This is a genomic window from Streptomyces sp. NPDC090994, assembly GCF_044768905.1.
GTDB lineage: Bacteria > Actinomycetota > Actinomycetes > Streptomycetales > Streptomycetaceae > Streptomyces.
In genome coordinates this window covers 857951-881736 of record NZ_JBIVWS010000001.1, presented here as the reverse complement: position 1 = coordinate 881736, position 23786 = coordinate 857951, and the positions used below count along the sequence as shown (strand labels likewise).

The 23786-nt window shown below is 71.6% G+C and carries 24 protein-coding genes and 1 pseudogene; 20 read left to right on the top strand and 5 right to left on the bottom strand.

Features of this window, described 5'->3' with window-relative positions; genetic code table 11:
• Nucleotides 1–162 precede the first annotated feature (162 nt).
• The 5 genes from ACIQR3_RS04170 to ccsB all read left to right on the top strand — a co-directional run bounded on the left by ACIQR3_RS04170 (nt 163) and on the right by ccsB (nt 5737).
• Nucleotides 163–1437: a hypothetical protein gene (locus ACIQR3_RS04170; protein ID WP_403533731.1), complete on the top strand. Its 1275-nt coding sequence runs from the start codon at nt 163–165 to the stop codon at nt 1435–1437.
• A gap of 66 nt (nt 1438–1503) precedes the next feature.
• Nucleotides 1504–2163 carry a TlpA family protein disulfide reductase gene (locus ACIQR3_RS04165; RefSeq protein WP_403533728.1) on the top strand — a complete coding sequence of 220 codons (660 nt, stop codon included), beginning with the start codon at nt 1504–1506 and terminating at the stop codon, nt 2161–2163.
• A 13-nt stretch (nt 2164–2176) separates the two neighbouring features.
• On the top strand, nt 2177–2947 hold the full coding sequence (locus ACIQR3_RS04160) for a cytochrome c biogenesis CcdA family protein (RefSeq protein ID WP_403533725.1): 771 nt from the start codon (nt 2177–2179) through the stop codon (nt 2945–2947).
• 4 nt (nt 2948–2951) lie between these two features.
• Nucleotides 2952–4637 carry a cytochrome c biogenesis protein ResB gene (locus ACIQR3_RS04155; RefSeq protein ID WP_403533722.1) on the top strand — a complete coding sequence of 562 codons (1686 nt, stop codon included), beginning with the start codon at nt 2952–2954 and terminating at the stop codon, nt 4635–4637.
• A complete protein-coding gene (gene ccsB, locus ACIQR3_RS04150; RefSeq protein WP_403533719.1) occupies nt 4634–5737 on the top strand; it encodes a c-type cytochrome biogenesis protein CcsB in 1104 nt (367 codons plus the stop codon). The genes ACIQR3_RS04155 and ccsB overlap by 4 nt, the downstream gene beginning before the upstream one ends.
• On the opposite strand, the gene ACIQR3_RS04145 is transcribed toward ccsB, so the two are convergent.
• The gene (locus tag ACIQR3_RS04145) at nt 5722–6180 is read right to left on the bottom strand and encodes a nucleoside deaminase (protein ID WP_403534009.1); all 459 of its coding nucleotides are present in this window, start codon (nt 6178–6180) and stop codon (nt 5722–5724) included. The two genes, ccsB and ACIQR3_RS04145, sit on opposite strands and share 16 nt — an antisense overlap.
• Before the next feature lie 483 nt (nt 6181–6663).
• On the opposite strand from ACIQR3_RS04145, the gene ACIQR3_RS04140 reads away from it, so the two are divergent.
• The 5 genes from ACIQR3_RS04140 (at nt 6664) to ACIQR3_RS04120 (ending at nt 11529) form a co-directional block, all read left to right on the top strand.
• Nucleotides 6664–7611 carry a Scr1 family TA system antitoxin-like transcriptional regulator gene (locus tag ACIQR3_RS04140; protein ID WP_403533717.1) on the top strand — a complete coding sequence of 316 codons (948 nt, stop codon included), beginning with the start codon at nt 6664–6666 and terminating at the stop codon, nt 7609–7611.
• Entirely contained in the window at nt 7574–7687 is a 114-nt protein-coding gene (locus ACIQR3_RS04135) for a DUF397 domain-containing protein (protein WP_403534006.1), read from the top strand. The genes ACIQR3_RS04140 and ACIQR3_RS04135 overlap by 38 nt, the downstream gene beginning before the upstream one ends.
• Before the next feature lie 266 nt (nt 7688–7953).
• Nucleotides 7954–8778, top strand: a complete 825-nt coding sequence (locus ACIQR3_RS04130) for a helix-turn-helix domain-containing protein (RefSeq protein ID WP_403533715.1) — start codon at nt 7954–7956, stop codon at nt 8776–8778.
• A gap of 17 nt (nt 8779–8795) precedes the next feature.
• On the top strand, nt 8796–9668 hold the full coding sequence (locus ACIQR3_RS04125; RefSeq protein WP_403533712.1) for a hypothetical protein: 873 nt from the start codon (nt 8796–8798) through the stop codon (nt 9666–9668).
• A gap of 73 nt (nt 9669–9741) precedes the next feature.
• Nucleotides 9742–11529 (top strand): LamG-like jellyroll fold domain-containing protein, encoded by a 1788-nt coding sequence (locus ACIQR3_RS04120; RefSeq protein ID WP_403533709.1) that lies wholly within the window; start codon nt 9742–9744, stop codon nt 11527–11529.
• Between the two features lie 9 nt (nt 11530–11538).
• On the opposite strand, the gene ACIQR3_RS04115 is transcribed toward ACIQR3_RS04120, so the two are convergent.
• Complete coding sequence (locus tag ACIQR3_RS04115) at nt 11539–11913, bottom strand: PLD nuclease N-terminal domain-containing protein (RefSeq protein ID WP_403533706.1); 375 nt, start codon at nt 11911–11913, stop codon at nt 11539–11541.
• A 67-nt stretch (nt 11914–11980) separates the two neighbouring features.
• Between ACIQR3_RS04115 and ACIQR3_RS04110 the strand changes: the two genes are divergently transcribed.
• Entirely contained in the window at nt 11981–13432 is a 1452-nt protein-coding gene (locus ACIQR3_RS04110; protein ID WP_403533703.1) for a menaquinone biosynthesis decarboxylase, read from the top strand.
• Nucleotides 13429–14334 carry a menaquinone biosynthesis prenyltransferase MqnP gene (gene mqnP / locus ACIQR3_RS04105; RefSeq protein WP_403533700.1) on the top strand — a complete coding sequence of 302 codons (906 nt, stop codon included), beginning with the start codon at nt 13429–13431 and terminating at the stop codon, nt 14332–14334. Before ACIQR3_RS04110 ends, mqnP begins: the two co-directional genes overlap by 4 nt.
• Before the next feature lie 16 nt (nt 14335–14350).
• On the opposite strand, the gene ACIQR3_RS04100 is transcribed toward mqnP, so the two are convergent.
• Nucleotides 14351–14974 (bottom strand): rhomboid family intramembrane serine protease, encoded by a 624-nt coding sequence (locus tag ACIQR3_RS04100; RefSeq protein WP_403533698.1) that lies wholly within the window; start codon nt 14972–14974, stop codon nt 14351–14353.
• 92 nt (nt 14975–15066) lie between these two features.
• Between ACIQR3_RS04100 and ACIQR3_RS04095 the strand changes: the two genes are divergently transcribed.
• The 8 genes and pseudogenes from ACIQR3_RS04095 (at nt 15067) to ACIQR3_RS04060 (ending at nt 21603) form a co-directional block, all read left to right on the top strand.
• Nucleotides 15067–15783, top strand: a complete 717-nt coding sequence (locus tag ACIQR3_RS04095; protein ID WP_403533695.1) for a UbiX family flavin prenyltransferase — start codon at nt 15067–15069, stop codon at nt 15781–15783.
• Between the two features lie 79 nt (nt 15784–15862).
• Entirely contained in the window at nt 15863–16318 is a 456-nt protein-coding gene (locus ACIQR3_RS04090) for an Lrp/AsnC family transcriptional regulator (protein WP_189423099.1), read from the top strand.
• 42 nt (nt 16319–16360) lie between these two features.
• Nucleotides 16361–17524, top strand: coding sequence for an aminofutalosine synthase MqnE (mqnE, locus tag ACIQR3_RS04085; RefSeq protein ID WP_403533692.1), 1164 nt, complete (start codon nt 16361–16363; stop codon nt 17522–17524).
• A gap of 66 nt (nt 17525–17590) precedes the next feature.
• A pseudogene (locus ACIQR3_RS04080) lies at nt 17591–18223 on the top strand (UdgX family uracil-DNA binding protein); the annotation flags it as partial.
• Between the two features lie 36 nt (nt 18224–18259).
• Entirely contained in the window at nt 18260–18784 is a 525-nt protein-coding gene (locus ACIQR3_RS04075; protein ID WP_403534003.1) for a GNAT family N-acetyltransferase, read from the top strand.
• A 99-nt stretch (nt 18785–18883) separates the two neighbouring features.
• Entirely contained in the window at nt 18884–19183 is a 300-nt protein-coding gene (locus ACIQR3_RS04070) for a DUF4229 domain-containing protein (protein ID WP_403533689.1), read from the top strand.
• Between the two features lie 303 nt (nt 19184–19486).
• Nucleotides 19487–20803, top strand: a complete 1317-nt coding sequence (locus ACIQR3_RS04065; protein WP_403533686.1) for a dicarboxylate/amino acid:cation symporter — start codon at nt 19487–19489, stop codon at nt 20801–20803.
• An 86-nt stretch (nt 20804–20889) separates the two neighbouring features.
• Complete coding sequence (locus ACIQR3_RS04060; RefSeq protein WP_403533685.1) at nt 20890–21603, top strand: TetR/AcrR family transcriptional regulator; 714 nt, start codon at nt 20890–20892, stop codon at nt 21601–21603.
• Here the strand turns inward: ACIQR3_RS04060 and ACIQR3_RS04055 are convergent.
• Together ACIQR3_RS04055 and ACIQR3_RS04050 are read right to left on the bottom strand one after the other, a co-directional pair.
• A complete protein-coding gene (locus ACIQR3_RS04055; protein ID WP_403533682.1) occupies nt 21591–22451 on the bottom strand; it encodes a MaoC family dehydratase in 861 nt (286 codons plus the stop codon). The two genes, ACIQR3_RS04060 and ACIQR3_RS04055, sit on opposite strands and share 13 nt — an antisense overlap.
• Before the next feature lies 1 nt (nt 22452).
• Nucleotides 22453–23748, bottom strand: coding sequence for a 3-oxoacyl-ACP reductase (locus ACIQR3_RS04050; RefSeq protein ID WP_403533680.1), 1296 nt, complete (start codon nt 23746–23748; stop codon nt 22453–22455).
• Between the last annotated feature and the right edge of the window lie 38 nt (nt 23749–23786).

Here is a 23786-nt window from a genome sequence, read left to right as displayed (position 1 = left end):
CCGGGTGCCGGGTTCCGGGTGCCGGGTGCCGGGGCGCGGCCCAGCAGCCCAGCACCGCCCGCGGCGCGCACGTCACGAAATCCGCACGTATTTCCGGAACCCGCCCGTTCGTCGCGTCCTCTGACTGGATGACCAGCACAGGACGTGACGAACGGGGACACCATGCCCACCACCACCCGCCGGACCCTCAGCCGCCGGAGCGCGCTCGGCCTCGGCGCGGGCGCCGCCGCGGCCGTCGGACTCACGGGCTGCGGCGGCTCCGGCACCTCGGACGGCCTGGAGCCGGAGGCGGCCGGTTCCCCCACCCGGCGGGCGCCGGCCCCGACCGCGACCGTCCGCCCCCTCGGCGACGGCTCCACGGAGTTCACCGGCAAGCAGCCCCACCAGCCCGCCGCGGCCGAGCCGCTGGAGCCGGGCCAGGCGCCGCCGCAGTTCGTGGTCTTCTCCTGGGACGGCGCCGGCGAGGTCGGCAACGGCCTCTTCCCGCGCTTCCTGGAACTCGCCGAGGAACACGACGCGCACATGACCTTCTTCCTCTCCGGGCTCTACCTCCTGCCCGAGTCGAAGAAGCGCCTGTACGAACCGCCGAACAACCCGCGCGGCGCCTCCGACATCGGCTACCTCACCGACGCCCACATCAAGGAGACGCTGAAGAACGTCCGCCGGGCGTGGCTGGACGGGCACGAGATCGGCACCCACTTCAACGGGCACTTCTGCGCCGGTTCCGGCTCCGTCGCCCACTGGACCCCCGCGCAGTGGCGCGACGAGATCGACCAGGCGAAGAGGTTCGTGACCGAGTGGCGGACCAACACCGGCTGGACCGACCTGCCCGCCCTCCCTTTCGACTACGACAAGGAACTGGCCGGCGGCCGCACCCCCTGCCTGCTCGGCCAGGAGAATCTGCTGCCCACCGCCCGCGAGCTGGGCTGGCGCTACGACGCCTCCTCGCCCGGCGGCCGGCAGGTGTGGCCGGTGAAGCGGGACGGGATCTGGGACCTGCCGTTGCAGCAGATACCTTTCCCCGGACACTCCTTCGAGGTCCTGTCGATGGACTACAACTTGCTGGCCAACCAGTCCGTCAACTCGACCAAGGCGCCGCCCGCCCACTACCCGGGCTGGCGCGAGCAGGCCGCCCAGTCGTACATATCCGGCTTCCGGCGGGCCTACGAGACGAACCGCGCCCCCTTCTTCGTCGGCAACCACTTCGAGGAGTGGAACGGCGGCATCTACATGGACGCCGTCGAAGAGGCGCTCCGGCACATCGCGCGCGAGAAGGAGAAGGGCGGCGACATCCGGCTGGTCTCCTTCCGGCAGTTCACCGACTGGCTGGACGCCCAGCGGCCCGAGGTGCTCGACAAGCTGCGCACGCTGGAGGTCGGCACCGCGCCGGCCGGCGGCTGGAAGACCTTCCTGAAAGCCGCGCCCACCAGCGCCTGAGGTGCGGGTTCGCGGTCGCGAGGGGGGTGCGCAAGATCCTCGGAACGGACATGCGAAACTTTTCACATGAGTGCCGCCAGCCGTTCCCCCCTGGGCCCCTCGGGTTCCCGGGACCCCCTGGGTTCGAACCGCACCACCGCCCGTGCCCGCCGCCGCGCCGCCCTGGCCGCCGGCGCCGTCGCCGGCGCGCTGCTCGTGTCCGCGTGCGGCTCCGGCGGGACCTCGGGCGGTGGCGGCGACACCAACTACATCACCGGCGCGGACGGCGTCGCCACGGTGGACAAGGGCGACCGCACCGCCATCCCCGACCTCTCCGGCGAGACCGTCGACGGCGAGCAGCTCGACGTCGACGACTACCAGGGCAAGGTCGTCGTCCTCAACGTATGGGGCTCCTGGTGCCCGCCCTGCCGCGCCGAGGCCAAGAACTTCGAGAAGGTCTACCAGGACGTCAAGGACCAGGGCGTCCAGTTCGTCGGCATCAACACCCGCGACACCTCCACCGGCCCCGCCAAGGCCTTCGAGAAGGAGTACGGGATCAGCTACCCGAGCCTGTACGACCCGGCCGGCAAGCTGATGCTCCGCTTCGCGAAGGGCACCCTCAACCCGCAGGCCATCCCCTCCACGCTGGTCATCGACCGGGACGGCAAAATCGCCGCGCGCACCCTCCAGGCCCTCAGCGAGGAGAAGCTGCGCAAGATGCTCAAGCCGGTCCTGGCGGAGAAGTGAGCGGGGAAGTGACGTGACCGCCGCCCTGTCCACCCTCGCCGCCGACCCCGGCGAGACCGTACGCAGCGGCGCGCTGCTGCTCGCCCTGCCGATCGCGCTCCTCGGCGGCCTCGTCTCCTTCTTCTCGCCCTGCGTCCTGCCCCTGGTCCCCGGCTACCTCTCCTACGTGACCGGGGTCACCGGCACCGACCTGGCCGACGCCCGCCGCGGGCGCATGGCGATCGGCGCGTCCCTCTTCGTGCTGGGCTTCACGGCGGTGTTCGTCTCCGGCGGCGCGCTGTTCGGGTTCTTCGGGCAGACCCTCCAGGAGGAGCGCTCCGTCCTGACCAAGGTGCTCGGCGTCCTCATGGTCGTCCTGGGTGTCTTCTTCATGGGCCTGATGCCCTGGCTCACCCAGCGCGAGTTCCGCTTCCACAAGCGGCCCGCGGCCGGGCTGGTCGGCGCCCCGCTGCTCGGCGCCCTGTTCGGCATCGGCTGGACCCCGTGCATCGGCCCCACCCTCGCCTCGGTCCTGGCGCTCTCCTCCGACCAGGCCAGCGCCGGGCGCGGCGCCATACTGACCGTGGCCTACTGCCTCGGCCTCGGCGTGCCCTTCGTGCTCGCCGCGGTCGCCTTCCGCAAGGCGCTGGGCGCCTTCGACTGGGTCAAGCGCCACTACGTCTGGGTGATGCGGATCGGCGGCATCATGATGATCGCCACCGGACTGCTGCTGCTGACCGGCGCGTGGGACAGCATCGTGCAGCAGATGCAGACCTGGTCCAACGGCTTCACTGTAGGGATCTGACGCGATGAGCAAGACGACGACGGACGACTCACGGAAGGCCGGTGACGACCAGGAACTGGGCGCCGCCGGCTCCCAGCTGTCCACCGCCCCCAAGGAGGAGGCGCCGACCCTGCCCGCCATGGGCGTCATCGGCTGGGCCCGCTGGTTCTGGCGGCAGCTCACCTCGATGCGGGTGGCGCTGCTGCTGCTCCTGCTGCTGTCGCTGGGCGCCATCCCCGGCTCGCTGATCCCGCAGACCGGCATCGACGCCACCAAGGTCGACGAGTTCTACCAGGACCACGAGACCCTCGCGCCCGTCTACGAGAAGCTCGGGCTCTTCCACGTCTACAGCTCGGTGTGGTTCTCGGCGATCTACATCCTGCTGTTCGTCTCCCTCATCGGCTGCATCGTCCCGCGCACCTGGCAGTTCGTCGGTCAGCTCCGCGGCCGGCCGCCCCGCGCCCCCCGCCGCCTGACCCGGCTGCCCGCCTACACCACCTGGCGCACCGGCACCGCGCCCGAGGAGGTCCGCGAGGCCGCGCTGAAGCTGCTGAAGCAGCGCCGCTTCCGCGCCCACCTGGACGGCGACGCCGTGGCCGCCGAGAAGGGCTACCTGCGCGAGGTCGGCAACCTCGCCTTCCACATCGCGCTGATCGTGATGCTGATCGCCTTCGCCTGGGGTCAGCTCTTCAAGTACGAGGGCAACAAACTGGTCCTGGAGGGCGACGGCTTCTCCAACACGCTCACCCAGTACGACGACTTCAAGTCCGGCAACCTGTGGTCGCAGGACGACCTGGACCCGTTCAGCTTCACCCTGAAGGACTTCAAGGGCACCTACGAGACCTCCGGCCCCAACAAGGGCACCCCGCGCACCTTCGAAGCGAGGATCACGTACAGCGAGGGCGCCTACGGCACGGAGAAGTCGACCACCGTCAAGGTCAACGAGCCGCTGGAGATCGACGGCTCCAAGGTCTACCTCGTCAGCCACGGCTACGCCCCGATCGTCACCGTCAAGGACGCCGACGGCAACGTCGTCGTCGACCACGAGGCGTACGCCCTGCTGCCGCTGGACGCCAACGTCACCTCCTCCGGCGCCATCAAGGTGATGGACGGCTACCGCAACGCCAAGGGAGAGAAGGAGCAGCTCGGCTTCAACGCGTTCTTCCTGCCGACCTACGGCGGCGCGGGCTCGACGATGCTCTCCACCTTCCCGGCGCTGCTCAACCCGATGCTCGCGCTCTCCGCCTACCACGGCGACCTCGGCGTGGACTCGGGCATCCCGCAGAGCGTGTACCAGCTCGACGACAAGAACCTGAAGGAGTTCAAGGACTCCGACGGCGAGCTGTACAAGAAGCAGCTCAAGGTCGGCCAGACCATGCAGCTCCCGGGCGGCAACGGCTCGGTCACCTTCGAGGGCATCCAGGAGTGGGCCGGCTTCCAGGTCACCGCGCAGCCCGGCAGCGGCTGGGCGCTCGGCGGCGCGCTCGTCGCCATCTTCGGCCTGGCCGGCTCCCTGTTCATCCAGCGCCGCCGGGTGTGGGTGCGGGCCGTCGAGGGCCCCGACGGCGTCACCGTCGTCGAGATGGCCGGCCTCGGCCGCAGCGAGTCCGCGAAGCTTCCCGAGGAACTCGGCGATCTGGCCGGGGTCCTGTACGACACGTTCCCTGCACCCACCGCTGAATCCACTCCCGAGAGGGCTGAGACAAAGTGACTCTCGCCGACGCGACCCACCTGGCCGCAGCGACCAACGAGAACCTCGCGAACATCAGCAACACGCTGATCTACTCGTCGATGGCGGTCTACACCCTGGCCTTCTTCGCCTACATCGCCGAGTGGATCTTCGGCAGCCGCAGCAAGGTCGGACGGACGGCCGCCGCGCTCACCGCGCAGGAGAGCGCGGGCGCGAAGGCCGGCCCCGCCGTCACCGTGCAGAAGGCCGGCGGCACCGCCGTACTGGAACGCCCCAAGGTCGTCGTCCGGTCGGCGGCGGGCGCCCGCGACGTGCCGGACGGCCCCGGCGCGGCCGGCGGCACGGAGCAGGGCGACCTCTACGGCCGTATCGCCATCTCCCTCACCGTGCTCGCCTTCCTGATCGAGTTCGGCGGCGTGCTCACCCGGGCGCTGTCCGTGCGGCGGGCGCCGTGGGGCAACATGTACGAGTTCTCCATCACGTTCTCGACGGTCGCCGTCGGCGTGTACGTGGTGCTGCTGCTCCTGAAGAAGAACATCCGCTGGCTCGGCCTGCCCCTGATCACGACGGTCCTGCTCGACCTCGGCCTCGCCGTCACCGTCCTCTACACGGCCAGCGACCAGCTCGTCCCCGCCCTGCACTCGTACTGGCTGTACATCCACGTCTCCACGGCGATCCTGTGCGGCGCGGTCTTCTACGTCGGCGCGGTCTCGACGGTGCTGTACCTGTTCAAGGACTCCTACGAGAACAAGCTCGCCTCCGGCGGCACCCCCGGCCGCTTCGCCGACTCCGTCCTGGACCGGCTGCCCTCGGCCGCCTCCCTCGACAAGTTCGGCTACCGCGTCAACGCCGCGGTCTTCCCGCTGTGGACGTTCACGATCATCGCGGGCGCCATCTGGGCGGGCGACGCCTGGGGCCGCTACTGGGGCTGGGACCCCAAGGAGACCTGGTCCTTCATCACCTGGGTCGCCTACGCCGGCTACCTGCACGCCCGCGCCACCGCCGGCTGGAAGGGCCGCAAGGCCGCCTACCTGGCCCTGGCGGCCTTCGCCTGCTGGCTGTTCAACTACTACGGCGTCAACATCTTCGTCTCCGGCAAGCACTCCTACGCGGGGGTCTGACCGACGTCCTCGCGCCACAGGTCCGGGCGGAGCTGGACGAAGTCCCGCATCATCGCCTCGCAGCCGGCGTCGTCCAGCAGCACGATCTCCACACCGTGGCCGGCCAGCCAGTCGTGCCCGCCCTGGAAGGTGGCCGCCTCGCCGATCACCACCCGTGAGATCCCGAACTGCCGGACCAGCCCCGAGCAGTACCAGCACGGGGACAGCGTGGTCACCATCGTCGTCCCCCGGTACGACCGCTGCCGTCCCGCCGCGCGGAAGGCAGCGGTCTCCGCGTGCGCGGACGGGTCGCCGTCCTGGACGCGCCGGTTGTGTCCGCGCCCGAGCAGCGTGCCGTCCGCCCCGTAGAGGGCGGCCCCGATGGGAATGCCGCCCTCCGCGAGCCCGGCGCGGGCCTCTTCGACGGCGGTGGTGAGCCACAGACGTGCCGTTTCCTTCTCCATGCCGTCAACTGTGCCGTGTTCCCGGCCCTGATGCCGGTCGAGGAGCACATTGGCGTCGGTGACCGCGCTGGCGTCCCCCACCCCGCGCGCGTGCTCGCGCCGCTCGGCCAGGTCGGCGCAGGGGGCGCAGCCGGGGACCGGGACCGGTGGCCGGTCCCGGTCCCGCGCCGTGCCGACGCCGGAACGGCCGTTGGCGGCCCGGACGCCGGCGAGCATCCGCTCCTCCTGCGTGGCCGGACGCACCGCCGCCGGGTCGGCCTGCCACTCGCGGCCACCGCCGACGGGGCGGAGCATCACGTAGGGACCGAGGCGGTCCCGGTACTCGCCGACCTGCCGTCGCTGCGGGTCGTAGACCAACGCTCCTACTTCCATGCCGTTCCCTCTCGTCACCGTGCGTGTAACGAGCGTTGCGCAGGGGAATCATCGGGAGCAATGCTGTGCGCGTGACACTGGTCCACTGTCACGGCGGGGGGAGGGGCTGGGGTGAGTCGGCGTAATGCGGAGGGGGCGGCCTCGGGTGCCACCACGGCGGCTGTCTTCGGTGAGGTGCTCCGGCACTTCCGGGAGGCGGCGGGCCTGACGCAGGCCGAGCTGGCGAGACGCATCCCCTGCGACCGGTCGCACGTCGCGCGGGTGGAAGCGGGGACGCGGGTGCCCCAGGACACGTTCGCCAAGGCGTGCGACGAGTTGCTGGGCACGGGCGGGGTGCTGCTGCGGCTTTGGCGGCGGATCGACTGGTATCCGCAGGTGGAGCATCCGGATTGGTTTCAACGCCGGGCCGATATGGACGCGGTGGCCATCTCCCTTCGGGAGTATCAGGAGCGGCTGGTGCCGGGGCTGTTGCAGACGGAGCGGTACGCGACGGCGCTGTTCGCGCGTGTCGCGAGCGGCGAGGACCTGACGGAGCGTGTCCGGGCTCGGCTGAGTCGACAGCAGCGCTTCCTGTCCGAGGGCGGACCTTCGTACATCGCGGTCCTGGACGAGAGTTGCCTGCGCAACGTCGTGGGTGACGCGGAGGTCATGCGGGAACAGTGCGCGGCCCTGCTGGAAGTGGGACGCCGCCCCAACATCCGCGTCCAGGTCGCACCGGCGAGCTACCCGGAACTGCTGCGCCCCAACGTCTCCATGTCGCTGATCGAACTCCCCGGCGGAGAGCGGTGGGTGTACTCCGAGTCGTTGGACCGGGGCCACTTCACCAATGATCCAGCCGTATATGCGCAGCACGCCCACACCTATGATGTGCTCAGAGCGGACGCCATGTCGGTCCGCGAGTCCTCCGCTCTCATCGGCGACGCGTTGGAAGGGTACGGGCATCATGGGCAGCCACGAAGTCAGCGCGATGACCTGGATCAAGAGCAGCTACAGCGGAGAGAACGGCGGAAACTGCGTCGAAATCGCCCCCGATTTCCCCGGCGCCGTTCCCGTCCGTGACAGCAAGGACCCGGACGGCCCCGTCCTCCTGCTGAACCGTTCCGCCTGGGCGGCGTTCACCGCGTCGCTGCGCTGACGTACCGGGACGCGGATTTCCGCGTTGCGGTGCTGCGGACGATTACCCATCCAAGTACTTCGGGGAAAAAGAACCCCACCAAGCCCCACCCCTCCCGCCCGTGAGGCGGTCTCACTCGGGTGGGTGAATGTCGGCGGTCTGGCTGGATTTCCGGCCCTCAACTCCCGCACGCTCAGGGCGACAAGACCGCAGGCATGCGTCGGCCCCCGCCGGGACTAGCGATCCCACTGCGAGGGCCTGACCACCGAGGAAGTGAGCGCTTCCTGATGGGTACCACCGACCTTATCGCGCCGCCGCACACCGGGGGCGTAATCCACGACAATGTCCGCCACACCGCCAACTTCACGGTGGTCGGCAACCACCTCGCCCAGCACCCGGAGTTGTCGCTGCTGGCGATCGGCCTGGGCCTGCACATCCAGTCGCTGCCCACGGGGCGGAACGTCGACATCAAGAGCCTCACCGCCCGCTTCAAGGAGGGCGCGACCCGGATCGCCGCCGCCCTGCGCGAACTGGAGGCCCACGGCTACCTGCGTCGCGAGCGCGAACGCACCCCGACGGGCCGGATCGTCACCCGGACCGTCTCCTGCAACCACCCCGCCGCAGCCGCCGCCCGCCGGCACCGCCGCCCGGCCCCGTCTCCGGTCCCGGAACGACGACACGCGCCCCGGACGCCGAAGAAGCGCGCCCTGCCCGCCGTACCGCAGCCGAGCCGCAAGGCCCCGGCACTGCTCCAGCAGGCCACCGACCTCCTCGCGGGCCTGCGCCACCACGACTCCCGCCTCCTGCTGTCCCCCTGCGACACGGCCCACCTGGCCCCCGCCGTCGCCGCCTGGCTGGAACGGGACGTCACCCCCACCGCCGTACGCCACGCCCTGACCGACGGCCTCCCACCCGAGGGCGTACGCCGCCCGGCCGCCCTCCTGGCCCACCGCCTGACGGCGCTGCTGCCACCTCCACCACCGTTCCGCGCCCTGGCCGCACCACCGCCGGTCGTCCACCCCCTGCGCAATTGCGACGGCTGCGACCGCAGCATCCGAGCCGCAGAACCCGGCACTCGCTGCCGCGACTGCCGAACGACAGCCCAGCACTGAACCCGTAAAGGAACCTCATGGTCAGCCCGCCTCACGAGGCGATGCACCGCATCTTCCAGCACGACCCGGGGCTGTTCAGCCGGGTCTCGCGGTACCTGGGCGTGGAGATCCCCACGCCCGTCAGCGCGACGGCCCTGCCGACCGACCTCACCGAGACCAGCCCCGTCGAACGCCGCGTCGACACGCTGCTGCGCTTCGAGACGGCCGAGCAGGGCCCCTTCCTCCTGGCCGTGGAGGCACAGGGTAAAAGGGACCCGGACAAGCCCGCGAGCTGGGCGTACTACGTCTCGTACCTGTGGACGAAGTACCGGGTGCCGACGGCTCTGCTGGTCGTGTGCCAGGACCACGCCACGGCGAAATGGGCTCAGCGGGCGGTGAGCAGCGGGCCGCTGCAACTGCCCACTCTCACGTTGCAGCCCGTGGTTGTCGGCCCGCACAACATGCCCTTGATCACCGATCCGGAAGAGGCCCGTGCCGACCTGGCCCTGGCCAGCCTGGCGGCCATCACACACGCCGCCGACACAGCCGTCAATGCGATACTGAAAGCCCTGTCCACAGCGTTGCGTGACGTGCCCGAAGACATCCTGGATCCGATCGTCGAATTCACCGCCCAGGGCCTGGGCAACCGCCCGGCCAAGCACCTCTGGAGGAATCTGGTGGCCGTGGACCTCTCCTTCTACAAGTCCTACATCTCGGAAGAGATCCGGGACGAAGGCCGTGCCCAACAGGGCGCCACTGCCGTCCTGCTCGTCCTGGAGCAGCGCGGGCTCGAAGTCTCGGACGACGTCCGTGGGCGCGTCACCGGTTGCGAAGACCTCAAGACTCTCAACCGCTGGCTCACCCGCGCCGTCACCGCCCCCACAGCCGAAGCGATCTTCGAAGGCGAGTAGGTCAGTCGGATGTTCGACCGACCTCTATGCTGGGCCTCCCGCTCAGAGGTCGGTCGTACGCCGGGAGGCACGTGTGTCAGCGCTGGAGCCGGACGATCCGCGCTCTGTCGGGGAGTACCGGCTGCTGGGGCGGCTGGGTGCGGGCGGTATGGGCCGGGTGTACCTCGGCCGGTCGCCGGGCGGGCGGCTCGTCGCGGTCAAGGTGGTGCACGAGGGGCTGGTGCGGCGGCCGGAGTTCCGGGACCGGTTCCGGCGTGAGGTACAGGCGGCCCGGATGGTCAGCGGCGCGTTCACCGCGCCGGTCATCGACGCCGATCCGGACGCGCCCCTGCCGTACCTGGTGACCAGTTACATCGCCGGGCCGTCGCTGGAGCAGGCGGTCGCCGAGCGGGGGCCGTTCGACAGCAGGGCGGTGACCGCGCTCGCCGCCGGGCTGGCCGAGGCGCTGATGTCGATCCACGGCGCCCAGCTCGTCCACCGCGACCTCAAGCCCTCCAACGTGCTCCTCGCCGAGGACGGCCCCCGCGTCATCGACTTCGGCATCGTCCGCAGCGTCGAGGCCGAGTCCATCACCACGACCGGGCACCTGGCCGGCTCCCCGGGGTTCATGTCCCCCGAGCAGATCAACGGCGACGAGGTGACCCCCGCCAGCGACGTCTTCTGCCTCGGCGCGGTGCTGGCCTTCGCGGCGACCGGCCAGAACCCCTTCGGCGGCGGACCGACCCCCGCTCTCCTCTACCGCGTCGTGCACAACGCCCCCGACGTCGGCGCCGTAGCCGACCCGGCCCTGCGCGCCCTCGTCGCCGACTGCCTCGCCAAGGACCCGGCCGCCCGCCCGACCCCGCGCGTGATCCTCACCCGGATCGGCCCGCAGGGCGGAGAGGGGGCGACGGTCCTGTCGTACGGCGGCCAGTGGGCGCCGGCGGCGGAGGCGGGCGCCTGGGAGACCGGACCCGCGCGGCCGGCCACGGCCGGGCCGATGCCGCAGGTCCGGCACGCCGATCACCAGCCCACCCTCGTCGCCCCGGCGCCCGCCGCGACCCGTGTCCAGGCCGCGCCGCCCCCACCGCCCCCGTCCCCGCCCGCGAGCCGCAGCAGACGGGCCCTGCTGTTCTCCGGCGCCGGAGCGCTCGCCGCGATCGGTGTCGGCACCGGGTTCTGGCTCAACCGGTCGGCCACGCCGGCCCACGGCGGCGCCACCGCCTCACCGACGCCCAGTCCCTCCGCCTCCGCATCCGCCTCCGCCGGGAGCGGCGTACGGCCCGTCGGGCACTGGCTCCTCGACGAGACCTCGGGGACCGTCGCCCACGACACCCAGGGCGGCCACGACGGCACCACGACCGGCGTCACCTGGCAGACCGGCGACGGCGGCGGCGCGACGTTCGACGGGAGCACCGGACAGATCGTCACCGACGGGCCGGTGCTGGAGACCGGGACGGGCCGTAGTTTCACGGTCGCGGCCTGGGTCCGCCTCACCGCCGTGCCCGGCACCTTCGCCACCGCCGTCAGCCAGGACGCCGACAGCGCCAGCGGCTTCTACCTCCAGTACTCCGGCACGGACCAGAGATGGGCCTTCTCCCGCCCCGGCCTGCGGGCCGTCGGCCGCACCGCGCCCACCGGGGGCGTCTGGACCCATCTGACCGGCGTCTGCGACGGCACGAACCGCAGGCTGCGGCTGTATGTCGACGGGGTGGAGGAAGCGGTCGTCGAGGACACCGCGCCGACCCCGTCGGACGGCGCGTTCGTGATCGGCCGGGCCTGGTACGACGGGAAGCCCACGGACTTCTTCCCGGGCACCGTCAGAGACGTACGGGTCTTCGACCGGGCTCTCGCGCCCGCCCGCGTCACGGCCCTCATGTGACCGGAGCGGTCAGTCCCCCTTGGGGTCCTCGTCCCGGTCCCGGTCCCTGTCTCTGTCCCGGTCCCGGTCCCCGTCCCTGCCTTTGTCCTTGCCCTTGTCCTTGTCCTCGCCGAGGGACTTGAGGAAGTCCGGGTTGTCGTCGGGGGCGACCCACTGGCCCCGGCCCCCGCCGCCGCCCTGGAACCGTCCCGGTCCGCCGGCCGGCTGCCGCTTCTTGCCCGCGATGATCCACGAGATCGAGCCGGCCAGCGGGAAGAGGAGCACAAGGATCGCCCACAGGGGCTTCGGCATGTGCCGGACGTCCTCGTCCCTCGTGCTGATGCAGTCGATGAACGCGTAGACGCTCAACGCCAGTGGCACGAGGAACATCAGCACCCGCAGCATGGGGCCTCTCCAGCGAAAGCGGTGGGCGGTACGGGTTCAGCGTAGCCGCTCGGGGATACTGGACGGCATGGCTTACGACGATCTTCGCTCCCTGCTCCGGGCACTGGAACGCGAGGGCGACCTCAAGCGTGTCAAGGCCGAGGTCGACCCGTACCTGGAGGTCGGGGAGATCGTCGACCGGGTGAACAAGGCCGGCGGCCCCGCCCTCCTCTTCGAGAACGTCAAGGGCTCCGACATGCCGTTGGCGATGAACGTCTTCGGCACCGACCGCCGCCTGCTGAAGGCGCTCGGTCTGAAGTCGTACGAGGACATCTCCGACAAGATCGGCGGGCTGCTGAAGCCCGAGCTGCCGCACGGGTTCGTCGGGGTGCGCGAGGCGTTCGGCAAGCTCGGCGCGATGACCCACGTACCGCCGAAGAAGGTCAAGGACGCGCCGGTGCAGGAGACCGTGCTCACCGGCGACGACGTGGACCTCGACCGGCTGCCCGCGCTGTTCACCTGGCCCAAGGACGGCGGCTCCTTCTTCAACCTGGGGCTCACCCACACCAAGGACCCCGAGACCGGCGTCCGCAACCTCGGCCTCTACCGCCTCCAGCGCCACGACAAGCGCACCATCGGCATGCACTGGCAGATCCACAAGGACAGCCGGAACCACTACCAGGTGGCGGCGAGGCGGGGCGAGCGGCTGCCGGTGGCCATCGCCTTCGGCTGCCCGCCGGCCGTGACGTACGCCTCGACCGCCCCGCTCCCCGGGGACATCGACGAGTACCTGTTCGCCGGGTTCGTGCAGGGCAAGCGGATCGAGATGGTCGACTGCAAGACGGTCCCGCTCCAGGTTCCGGCGGGCGCCGAAGTCGTACTGGAAGGCTGGCTGGAGCCCGGCGAGATGCTCCCCGAGGGCCCCTTCGGCGACCACACCGGCTTCTACACCCCGCAGGAACCCTTCCCCGCCCTGACCATCGACTGCGTGACGATGCGCAAGCGCCCGCTGCTCCAGTCGATCGTCGTCGGCCGCCCCCCGACCGAGGACGGCCCGCTGGGACGGGCGACGGAACGCTTCTTCCTCCCGCTCCTCAAGATCATCGTGCCGGACATCGTGGACTACCACCTCCCGGAGGCGGGCGGCTTCCACAACTGTGCGATCGTGTCCATCGACAAGAAGTACCCCAAACACGCCCAGAAGGTGATGCACGCCATCTGGGGCGCGCACATGATGTCGCTGACCAAGCTGATCGTGGTCGTCGACTCCGACTGCGACGTGCACGACCTGCACGAGGTCGCCTGGCGGGCGCTCGGCAACACGGACTACGCACGTGACCTGACCGTCGCGGAAGGCCCGGTCGACCATCTCGACCATGCCTCCTACCAGCAGTTCTGGGGCGGCAAGGCGGGCATCGACGCGACGAAGAAGCTTCCCGAGGAGGGGTACACCCGGGACGGGGGCTGGCCGGACATGGTGCTGTCCGACCCGGAGACGGCGGCGAAGGTCGACCGCCGCTGGAAGGAGTACGGACTGTGACGTCGGCTTCCGCCGCGCTGCCGCAGCAGCCGGGGCGTACCAAGGCGTTCCTGCGCCTGGTGATGATCGAGCACTCGGTCTTCGCGCTGCCCTTCGCCTACATCGCCTCGCTGACCGCGATGTACACGTGGGACGGGAACATCCACTGGGGCCGGCTGCTGCTGGTGACCATCTGCATGGTGGGCCTGCGCACCTTCGCGATGGCCGTCAACCGGATCATCGACCGCGAGATCGACGCCCGCAACCCGCGCACCGCCCACCGCGAACTGGTCACCGGCGCGATGTCGGTCAAGCACGCCTGGACCGGCGCGATCGTCGCCGTCGTGATCTTCCTGGGCTCGGCGGCCCTGCTCAACCCGCTCTGCCTCGCCCTCGCGCCGGTCGCGGTGATCCCGATGGTGGTCTACCCGTACGGCAAGCGGTTCACGAACTTCCCGCAGGCCATCCTGGGTCTCGCCCAGGCGATGGGGCCGATCGGCGGCTGGCTGGCGATCACGGGTGAGTGGTCCTGGGACGCGGTGATACTCGGCCTCGCGGTCGGCATCTGGATCGGCGGCTTCGACCTGATCTACGCCTGCCAGGACGTCGAGACCGACCGCGAGGTCGGCGTCCGCTCGGTCCCGGCCCGGTTCGGCGTCCCGGCCGCGATCTGGGGCGCGCGGGGCTGCCACACCGTGACGACGGCCCTCTTCGTCTGGTACGCCCTCGCCACCGACGCCGGAGCGTTCTTCTGGCTCGGCCTGCTGATCGTCGCGGGCGCGTTCGTCTACGAGCACACCATCGTGCGCCCGAACGACCTCTCCCGCCTCAACCGCGCCTTCTTCAGCGTCAACGGCTTCATCGGCATCGCCCTGTTCGTGTGCGCGCTGCTGGATCTGCTGGTGCGGGGGCTGACTCCCTGACGGCAGAGACACCCCGTCAGGCCGTGGCCGCCGGTGTCCGGGGCCGCCCCCGGCGCCGGAAGGCGAACGCCGCCGCCACGCCCGCCGCCAGGCCGATCAGGTGGCCCTGCCAGCTGATGCCGGACTGGGTCGGGGCGAGGCCCGCGAGTATGGAGCCGCCCCAGACCGCGGCCACCAGGAGCCCGGCCAGGACGCCCAGCGGGCGGCGTTCGACGAAGCCGCTGACCAGCAGGAAGCCGAAGAGGCCGAAGATCAGGCCGGAGGCGCCGGCCGTGCTGGTGTCCGACGGGGAGATCAGCCAGACGCCCAGCCCGTCCGCCACCACGACGGCCGCGCAGACCGCGAGGAACCGGCGTATCCCGCCCAGCGCGGCGAGGAAGCCGAGGACCAGCAGCGGCACGCTGTTGGCGGCGACGTGGGCGAAACCGAAGTGGACGAAGGACGCCGGGACGACGTCGGCCAGCTCCGACGGGGTGCGCGGGACGATGCCGAAGCGGTCCAGGGCGTGACCGCTCGCCGCGTCGGCCAGCTCCAGCAGCCACAGCAGCGCGACCCAGGCCGCCATCAGCGTGGCCGCGGCCTTCGCGCGGTCGCCGCGCGACCGTTCCGGCGTCCGCGCCGCCGGGGCCGTACCTCTCATGTCGTCCCCCGCCCACTCACCCGTCCCCTCCCGACAACGCCCCGACCCCCTTGGCCGGTTCCCGCCCCACGGCTGCCGATAGGCTCGGTACCGTGAACCCAGTCAAGCCAGGAGAGACGGCGCGTACGCCTTGGATCGTAGGGGTGTCAGGTGCCTCCGGCACTCCGTATGCCGCCTCCGTGCTGCGCGCTCTGCTCGCCGCGGGCGAGAGCGTCGACCTGGTGGTCAGCCGGGCCTCGCGGCTCACCCTGCTCGACGAGACCGGCATCTCCTTCCGGGACGCCCACTGGCGTGACGACCTGCGGGAATGGCTCGCGCGCGGCGCCGACGGCAAGCCCGGCACCTTCACCGTCGACCTCGACGCGGTGCGGTACTGGAACGCGGGGGACCTGGCCGCCGGGCCGTCCTCCGGCTCGTACCCGGCCAAGGGCATGCTCATCGTGCCCGCGTCGACGGCGTGCGTCGCCGGGGTCGCGCTCGGCCTGTCGAAGGACCTGTTGCAGCGGGCGGCGAGCGTCACCCTGAAGGAGGGGCGCACGCTGGTCGTGGCCGTCCGGGAGACCCCGCTGAACGGGCAGACCCTGCGGCACCTGGTGGCCCTGGACGACGCCGGCGCCGCCGTGGTGCCCGCCTCGCCGGCCTTCTACGCGGGCGCCACCCACATCCAGGACCTGGTGGACTTCGTCGCCGGCCGGGTCCTCGACGCGGCGGGCGTACCGCACCGGCTCTACCGCCGCTGGGCGGGCGAACTCGGCGGCGGGTCCGGTTCGGGTTCCGGCTCCGGTTCTGGTTCCAGTACGCCCCTCTGAGGCCCCACCCTCATCCTCCTCCCCCCCACATACACAACTCAGAACTCTTCGAGATCCACATATCGGAAGGCTTCGATCCATGGACGCGGTGGACAGGCAGCTCATCCAGGCCCTGCGGGAGAACGGCCGGGCCTCCTACGCCGAGCTGGGGCGCCTCGTCGGTCTGTCGGGACCCAGCGTCACCGACCGCATCAACCGCCTGGAGGCGGCCGGCGTCATCACCGGCTACCGGGCCACGGTGGACGCCGCCTCGCTGGGCCTGGGCGCCGTCGCCCTGATCGGCATCTCCCTCTCCGACGCCGCCGACCACGAGGACGTGGCCCAGCGGCTGAAGGAGCTGCGGGAGATCGAGGACTGCTGGTTCATCGCCGGCGACGACTCCTACATGCTCAAGGTGCGCGCGACCGACGTGGACGGTCTGGAGCGGATCATCCGCCGGCTGTCGGGGACCAAGGGCGTCTCCCGGACCCGTACCACCGTCGTGCTCTCCACCAAGTGGGAGAACCGGGTGGGCGAGCTGCCGGACGAGGTCTAGACAGGCGTACGGTTGGTCGAGTTGTCGGAGAAAGGTGTGGGTATGGACGTCGGGCTCAAGCGCGAGCTGGAGGAGAAGGTCCGCTCCGGTGAGCGGCTGACCCGCGAGGACGGCATCGCGCTGTACGAGTCGGACGATCTGGCCTGGCTCGGCGGCCTCGCGCACGAGGTGCGGACGCGGAAGAACGGCGACGTCGTCCACTTCAACGTCAACCGCCACCTCAACATGACCAACGTGTGCACGGCGTCCTGCGCCTACTGCTCCTTCCAGCGCAAGCCGGGGGAGAAGGACGCGTACACGATGCGCATCGAGGAGGCGGTGAAGCTCGCCAAGGAGATGGAGAGCGAGAACCTCACCGAGCTGCACATCGTCAACGGGCTGCACCCGAACCTGCCGTGGCGGTACTACCCGCGCTCGCTGCGCGAGCTGAAGGCCGCGCTGCCGGACGTGTCGCTGAAGGCGTTCACCGCCACCGAGATCCACCACTTCGAGACCATCTCCGGGATGTCGGCCTCCGACATCCTGGACGAGCTGATCGACGCGGGTCTGGAGTCCCTGACCGGCGGCGGCGCCGAGATCTTCGACTGGGAGGTCCGGCAGCACATCGTGGACCACCGCACCCACTGGGAGGACTGGTCCCGCATCCACCGGCTGGCGCACGAGAAGGGGCTGAAGACCCCGTGCACCATGCTCTACGGCCACATCGAGGAACCGCGCCACCGCGTGGACCACGTGCTGCGGCTGCGCGAGCTCCAGGACGAGACGGGCGGCTTCCAGGTCTTCATCCCGCTGCGCTACCAGCACGACTTCGTGGACATGAAGGACGGGAAGGTACGCAACCGGCTCCAGGCGCGGACGCAGATGGCGACGGGGGCCGAGGCGCTGAAGACCTTCGCCGTCTCCCGGCTGCTGTTCGACAACGTGCCGCACGTGAAGGTCTTCTGGGTGATGCACGGCGTGCAGACCGCGCAGCTCGCGCTCCAGCACGGGGCCGACGACATGGACGGGTCGGTGGTCGAGTACAAGATCACCCACGACGCGGACAACTACGGCACGCCGAACAAGCTGACCCGCGACGACCTGCTCGACCTGATCCGGGACGCCGGGTTCCGGCCGGTGGAGCGCAACACGCGGTACGAGATCATCCGGGAGTTCGACGGCCCCGACCCGGCGCGCCGGGACGCGCCGCAGCCGATGCGGGTGTGATCTCCCGCCGCCGGGTGCGGGCGCGGGGCTGTGTCGACAGGCGGCTGCGGCGGGTACCCGGCCCCCATGCCCCCCGAGGACGACTGCACGGCGCAGCCCTTCGTACCGGACCACGGCGGCCTGACCGCCCTGCGCGAGGCCGCCGCCGGCTGCCGGGGCTGCCCGCTGCACAGGGACGCCACCCGGACCGTGTTCGGCCGGGGCGACGCCCACGCGCGCGTGATGCGCGTCGGGGAGCAGCCCGGGGACCAGGAGGACCGGCAGGGCGAACCCTTCGTCGGCCCCGCCGGCCGGCTGCTCGACCGGGCGCTGGACGACGCCGGGCTGGACCCGGCGGACGCGTACGTCACCAACGCCGTCAAGCACTTCAAGTTCACGCGGGCTGAGCCCCGCAAGCGCCGTATCCACAAGGCGCCCACCCTGCGCGAGGCGGCCGCCTGCGGCCCCTGGCTCGCCGCCGGGCCGGCGCTGGTCGAACCCGAGCTGATCGTGGTGCTCGGCGCGACCGCCGGCAAGGCGCTGCTGGGCTCCTCGTTCCGGGTCACCCAGGCGCGCGGCACGGTGCTGGAGGAGGAGATCCACGGGCGCCCGGAGCGGCTGGTGCCGACCGTGCACCCCTCGGCGGTGCTGCGCGCGGACGACCGGGAGGCCGCCTGCCAGGGGCTGGTCGCGGATCTGACGGTGGCGGCGCACGCGCTGGGGCAAGAGCCGCCTGGTAATAGTTACCATTGCGCCGTGCCTCTTACTTTCACTCTCGACCCGGCCGTCACCACCGACCTGCGTGACGGCGTCCTCGACCTGTGGACGGACGTGTCCAACGCGGGCGGCTCCGTCGGTTTCGTGCCGCCGGTGACGCGGGAGACGGTCCGCCCCGAGCTGGTCAAGCACCTGGTGGCCATGGCGGAGGGCCGCACCCGGCTGCTGGTCGGGCACGACGAGGAGGGGCGGGTGGCCGCCACCGCGTTCCTCACCCGCAACACCCACCGGCTGATGACCCACTGGCTGTGGCTCTACACCGTGATGGTGCACCCCCGGTACCAGGGCCAGGGGTACGGCCGTGACCTGCTGGCCGCCGCCGCCGACGCGGCCCGCTCCCTCGACGGCATCGAGGCGATACGCCTGACCTGCCGGGGCGGCCTCGGCCTGGAGCGGTTCTACGCCTCCTGCGGCTACAAGGAGGTCGGCCGCGTCCCCGGCGCGATCCGCGTCTCCCCCGGCGACGACCGCGACGACGTGATCATGCTGCTGCCGCTGAGCTGACCCCCGTACCGCCTCCCGTACCCCCGCTGACGCGCGGGCGCCCCGGCGTGCTTCACTGGACGGTGCCTCTTTGTGCCGGAAACGGAAGTGTGGATTGAGATGCTCCGCTACACGCTGATGCGCCTCGGGATCTTCGTGGGCTGCCTCGTGGTCGTCTGGGGCCTCGTCTACGCGGGGGTCTTCCCGAGCGGCCTCGGGGACTCCAACGGCATGTGGATCGTGCTGCTCTCCCTGGTGATCTCGGCCCCGATCAGCTTCGTCGCGCTGCGCGGCGAGCGCGACCGGGCCTCCGTCCAGGTGGTGAACAAGGTGGACCGCATGAAGGCCAACCTGGAGGCCAACCGCAGCCAGGAGGACGGCGTCGACGACGCGTCCCGGGCGCAGGGACAGACCTCGTAGCGGCAGAGCAACACGCGCGCAGCGCGCCAGCGCCCCGGTGATCGCCGGGGCGCTTTGCGTTGTGCGGGAGAACGTGGCCGGAAACCTCTCAAAGTCAGGCTATGGGCCTCTCAAAGTATTGGTGTTAAAGTCGGATGCATGAAGTCTGCAGCCGTGTCTCCTCTGCCCGTGAGCGTCCCGCTCGTGGCGCGGCTGCACGTGGACCTCTGCCGGTGCGCGTCCGCAAGCTGTCGCCCCTGACGTCCCCCGCTTCCCCCCTTCCGTGACGTCGGCTCAGCGCGTCCCGTCCCCCTTCAACGGAGCATGTCCGTGTCCTCACGCACGCAGTCCTTCAAGGTGCCCTTCTGGGCCCAGATCATCGCCGGTCTCGTCCTGGGCGTGCTGCTCGGCTGGCTCGCCCGCAGCCAGGACGTGTCCTGGCTGGTCACGACCCTGGAGAAGGTCGGCAGCATCTTCATCGGCCTGCTGAAGCTGGCCGTCGCCCCGCTGGTCTTCTTCGCGATCCTGGTCTCGATCACCAACCTCAGGAAGGTCAACAACGCGGCGCGCCTGGCGACCCGCACCCTCCTCTGGTTCATGATCACGTCGCTGATCGCGGTGGCCATCGGCCTCGTCATCGGCCTGGTCACCAACCCCGGCGCCGGTACCGGCCTCACGCCCAAGGACGGCTCGGTCCCCGACCACACGGGTTCCTGGCTGGACTTCCTCACCGGCATCGTGCCGACCGACGTGATCACGCCGTTCACCGAGCTGAACGTGCTCCAGATCGTCTTCATGGCCGCCGTCGCCGGAATCGCCGCCCTCCAGCTCGGCGACAAGGCCAAGCCGATCCTCACCCTGAGCGAGTCCGTCCTCGAACTCCTCCAGAAGGCCCTGTGGTGGGTCATCCGCCTCGCCCCGCTGGGCACCGTCGGCCTGATCGGCAACGCGATCGCCACCTACGGCTGGGACCTGATCGGCAAGTACGCGACCTTCACCGCCGACATCTACGTCGGCTGCGCGCTCGTCCTCTTCGTGGTCTACCCGGCGCTGCTCGCGGGCGTCGCCAAGGCCAACCCGCTGCAGTTCTTCAAGGGCGCCTGGCCCGCGATCCAGCTGGCCTTCGTCTCCCGCTCGTCGGTCGGCACCATGCCGCTGACGCAGAAGGTCACCGAGCGGCTCGGCGTGCCGAAGGAGTACGCGTCCTTCGCGGTGCCGTTCGGCGCGACGACGAAGATGGACGGCTGCGCCGCGGTCTACCCGGCGATCGCCGCGATCTTCGTTGCGCAGATCTTCGACATCCAGCTGGGCATCGGTGACTACCTGCTGATCGCCTTCGTCTCGGTGGTCGGTTCCGCCGCCACGGCCGGTCTGACCGGTGCCACGGTCATGCTGACCCTGACCCTCTCCACGCTGGGCCTGCCCATGGAGGGCGTCGGTCTGCTGCTCGCCATCGACCCGATCGTGGACATGATGCGCACGGCCACCAACGTGGCCGGCCAGGCGCTGGTCCCGGTCATCGTCTCGGCCCGCGAGGGCCTGCTCGACCGCGAGGCGTACGACAAGGCGCACAGCTCTCCGATCGACGAGCCGGAGCCCGTACGGGACCGCGAGCCGGAGCAGGTGCCGGCCGCCGCGTAGCTCTGCGGCGTATCGGAGCGGATACGGACAGAGCGGGGCGTACGGCCCGGGCGGGAGTGCTCCGCCCGGGCCGTACGCTGATGCGTATGGGTGTGGGTGTGGGCGCGGGCGCCGGAAGAAGCAAGCGGATGCCGCGGGCCGTCCGGGAGCAGCAGATGCTGGACGCCGCCGTGCGCACCTTCGGGCGGCGCGGGTACCGGGCCGCGTCGATGGACGAGATCGCCGAGCTGGCGGGCGTGTCCAAGCCGCTGGTGTACCTGTACCTCAACTCCAAGGAAGACCTCTTCACCGCCTGCATCCGCCGCGAGGCACGGGCGCTCACCGCGGCGGTGCGGGCCGGGGTGCGCCGCGAGCTGCCCGCCGACGGGCAGCTCTGGTCCGGGCTGCGCGCGTTCTTCGACCACACCGCCCGCAACCCGGACGGCTGGGCGGTGCTGCACCTTCAGGCCCGCACGCACGGCGCCCCGTTCGCCGCCGAGGTCGCCGCGATGCGCGAGGAGATCGTCGCGTTCGTGACGGAACTGATCGCCGCGGCGGCCCGGGAGGCCCGCCGCGACCCCGGCCTGCCCGGCCGCGAGGTCGCGGGGCTCGCCGAGGCACTGGTCGGCGCCGCCGAGTCGCTCGCCGACTGGGCGGGTGCCACCGAGGGCGTCACCGCCAAGCAGGCGGCGGCGACCCTGATGAACTTCGCCTGGGCCGGGCTCGGCGGCCTGATGGCGGACCGGCCCTGGACCGCGCCCGGCGACGCCGACGAGAACGAGAGCGAACACGCGGGGGAGGCGGTCGCTCAGGCCGGGTAGACGCTGCCCGTCAGGTGGACGCGGTCACGCGGGCCCCGCAGTTCGAACCGCCCGCCCCGCGCCCCGTACACCACCGTCCCCGGCAGCGGCACCGGTGCCCGGAACTCCGCCCGCACCCTGACCGCGTCCGGCGTGCCGTGTTCCGCCAGGCAGCGGGCGACGGTCCACATGCCGTGCGCGATGGCCCGCGGGAAGCCGAACAGGCGGGCGGTGAGCGGGTGGAGGTGGATCGGGTTGTGGTCGCCGGACGCGGCGGCGTAGCGGCGGCCGGTGCCGCCGGCCGGGTGCCAGGTGGCCCGGACGGGGAGCGGCTCGGGCTCCTCGCGGGCGGCTGAGCGGGCGGCTGAGCGGGCGGCCGCGGGGGCGGCCGGGTCCGTCCGGTGCCGGGCCAGGTACGTGCTGGCCGACTCCCATACGACGCCTGCGCCGGCCCGCACCTCGGTGACCACCGTCGCCTCGGTGCCCCGCCGGTGCGGTGCCAGCCCGGTGACGGACACGGCGAAGTCGTACGCCGCGTCGGCCCGCAGCGGTGCCCGCCGGGTGATGTCGATCGACGTGTGGACCAGGCCGAGCAGCGGCAGCGGGAAGTCCCGGGCGCTCATCAGCCGCATGGCCAGCGGGAACCCCATGACGTGCGGATAGGTGACCGGCAGGGTCTCCTCGCCGGTGGGGAAGCCGCAGACCCGCTCGTACGCCGTCAGCCGGGTCAGGTCGGCGCGCAGCCGGGGCAGCAGCAGCCGGGTGGGCGGGAAGCCGGCGTCCGGGCGGGGGCGTTTGAAGGGGGAGAGCAGGGCGCCCCGGGCCAGCAGCGGGGGCAGGGCGGGGACGGTCGACAGGGTGCTGGTCATCTCAGGCCCCCAGCAGGCTCTGGCCGCAGACCCGGACGACCTGGCCGTTGACCGCACCCGAGGCCGGGTGCGCCAGCCAGGCGGTGGTCTCGGCGACGTCGACGGGCAGGCCGCCCTGGGCGAGGGAGTTCATCCGGCGGCCCGCCTCGCGGATGAACAGGGGGACCGCCGCCGTCATCTTCGTCTCGATGAAGCCCGGCGCGACCGCGTTCACCGTCACCCCGTGCTCGGCCCGCGCGCGGGGGGCCAGCGCGCGGACCAGGCCGACGATCCCGGCCTTGCTCGCCGCGTAGTTGGTCTGGCCGGCGTTCCCGGCGAGCCCCGCGATGGACGCCGTCGCCACGATCCGGCCGCCGGTGCGCACCGCCCCGGCGGACAGCAGCGCGTCCGTGGTGCGCAGCACGCTCGCGAGGTTGACGTCGAGGACGGAACTCCAGCGGTCGGCGGGCATGTTGACCAGCCGGCGGTCGCGGGTGATGCCCGCGTTGTGGACGAGGACGTCCAGCCCGTCGGGGACCGCCGCCGCGATCCGCCCGCCCGCGTCGGCGGCGGTGATGTCGAGGGCGAGGGCGGTGCCGCCGAGCCGTTCGGCGACGCGCCGGGCGTCGGCCTCGGCCGCGGGGACGTCCAGTACGACGACGTGGGCGCCGTCCCGGGCGAGGGTCTCGGCGACCGCCTCGCCGATGCCGCGCGCGCCGCCGGTGACCAGGGCGGTGCGTCCGGCGAGCGGGCGGGCGGGGTCGGCCGGGGCGGCGGGCCCGTCGTCGCCGGGGCCGACGGTGATGACCTGGCCGCTGACGTAGGCCGACTTGGGGGAGAGCAGGAAGCGGAGCGTGGACTCGGCGGCGCGGGCGTCCGTGAGGCGGACCAGGTTGACGGTCCTGCCCCGGCCGATCTCCTTGCCGAGCGAGCGGGTGAAGCCCTCCAGCGCCTGCTGGGCGGCGGCCTGGTGGTGGTCGCCGGCGGCGGCCGGGGAGCCGAGCACGAGGACGCGCCCGCCCGCCGTGACCGACCGCACGACCGGGTGCAGGGCCGCGTGCACCCCGGCGAGCCCCGCCACGTCCCGGACTCCGGTGGCGTCCAGGACGACGGCGGCGGGGCGGTCGGAGGCGCCGGTCCGCAGGAAGGACAGGTCGTCCAGTTCGGACGCGCCCGCCGTCAGCAGCAGGACCTCGCCCTCCAGGGCCGGGCGCTCCGGCGACCAGCGGCGCAGCGGCGCGGGCTGCGGCAGGCCGAGCCGGCGGGTCAGGAAACGGCCCGGCGCGGTGCCGGTGAAGCTCAGATAGCGGTCGGCCATGCGTGACTCCCAGCGTCCGGTCTGCTTACCGTGGAGTA

Excerpts from the sequence above, each read along its gene's own strand:
- ACIQR3_RS04130 (WP_403533715.1), top strand. The coding sequence starts at position 7,954 with ATGGGTACCACCGACCTTATCGCGCCGCCGCACACCGGGGGCGTAATC.
- ACIQR3_RS04170 (WP_403533731.1), top strand. The coding sequence starts at position 163 with ATGCCCACCACCACCCGCCGGACCCTCAGCCGCCGGAGCGCGCTCGGC.
- ACIQR3_RS04060 (WP_403533685.1), top strand. The coding sequence starts at position 20,890 with ATGGGTGTGGGTGTGGGCGCGGGCGCCGGAAGAAGCAAGCGGATGCCG.
- ACIQR3_RS04055 (WP_403533682.1), bottom strand. The coding sequence starts at position 22,451 with ATGACCAGCACCCTGTCGACCGTCCCCGCCCTGCCCCCGCTGCTGGCC.
- ACIQR3_RS04090 (WP_189423099.1), top strand. The coding sequence starts at position 15,863 with ATGGACGCGGTGGACAGGCAGCTCATCCAGGCCCTGCGGGAGAACGGC.
- ACIQR3_RS04070 (WP_403533689.1), top strand. The coding sequence starts at position 18,884 with ATGCTCCGCTACACGCTGATGCGCCTCGGGATCTTCGTGGGCTGCCTC.
- ACIQR3_RS04145 (WP_403534009.1), bottom strand. The coding sequence starts at position 6,180 with ATGGAGAAGGAAACGGCACGTCTGTGGCTCACCACCGCCGTCGAAGAG.
- mqnE (WP_403533692.1), top strand. The coding sequence starts at position 16,361 with ATGGACGTCGGGCTCAAGCGCGAGCTGGAGGAGAAGGTCCGCTCCGGT.
- ACIQR3_RS04125 (WP_403533712.1), top strand. The coding sequence starts at position 8,796 with ATGGTCAGCCCGCCTCACGAGGCGATGCACCGCATCTTCCAGCACGAC.
- ACIQR3_RS04115 (WP_403533706.1), bottom strand. The coding sequence starts at position 11,913 with ATGCTGCGGGTGCTGATGTTCCTCGTGCCACTGGCGTTGAGCGTCTAC.
- ACIQR3_RS04050 (WP_403533680.1), bottom strand. The coding sequence starts at position 23,748 with ATGGCCGACCGCTATCTGAGCTTCACCGGCACCGCGCCGGGCCGTTTC.
- ACIQR3_RS04100 (WP_403533698.1), bottom strand. The coding sequence starts at position 14,974 with ATGAGAGGTACGGCCCCGGCGGCGCGGACGCCGGAACGGTCGCGCGGC.
- ACIQR3_RS04065 (WP_403533686.1), top strand. The coding sequence starts at position 19,487 with ATGTCCGTGTCCTCACGCACGCAGTCCTTCAAGGTGCCCTTCTGGGCC.
- ACIQR3_RS04155 (WP_403533722.1), top strand. The coding sequence starts at position 2,952 with ATGAGCAAGACGACGACGGACGACTCACGGAAGGCCGGTGACGACCAG.
- ACIQR3_RS04165 (WP_403533728.1), top strand. The coding sequence starts at position 1,504 with ATGAGTGCCGCCAGCCGTTCCCCCCTGGGCCCCTCGGGTTCCCGGGAC.
- ACIQR3_RS04110 (WP_403533703.1), top strand. The coding sequence starts at position 11,981 with ATGGCTTACGACGATCTTCGCTCCCTGCTCCGGGCACTGGAACGCGAG.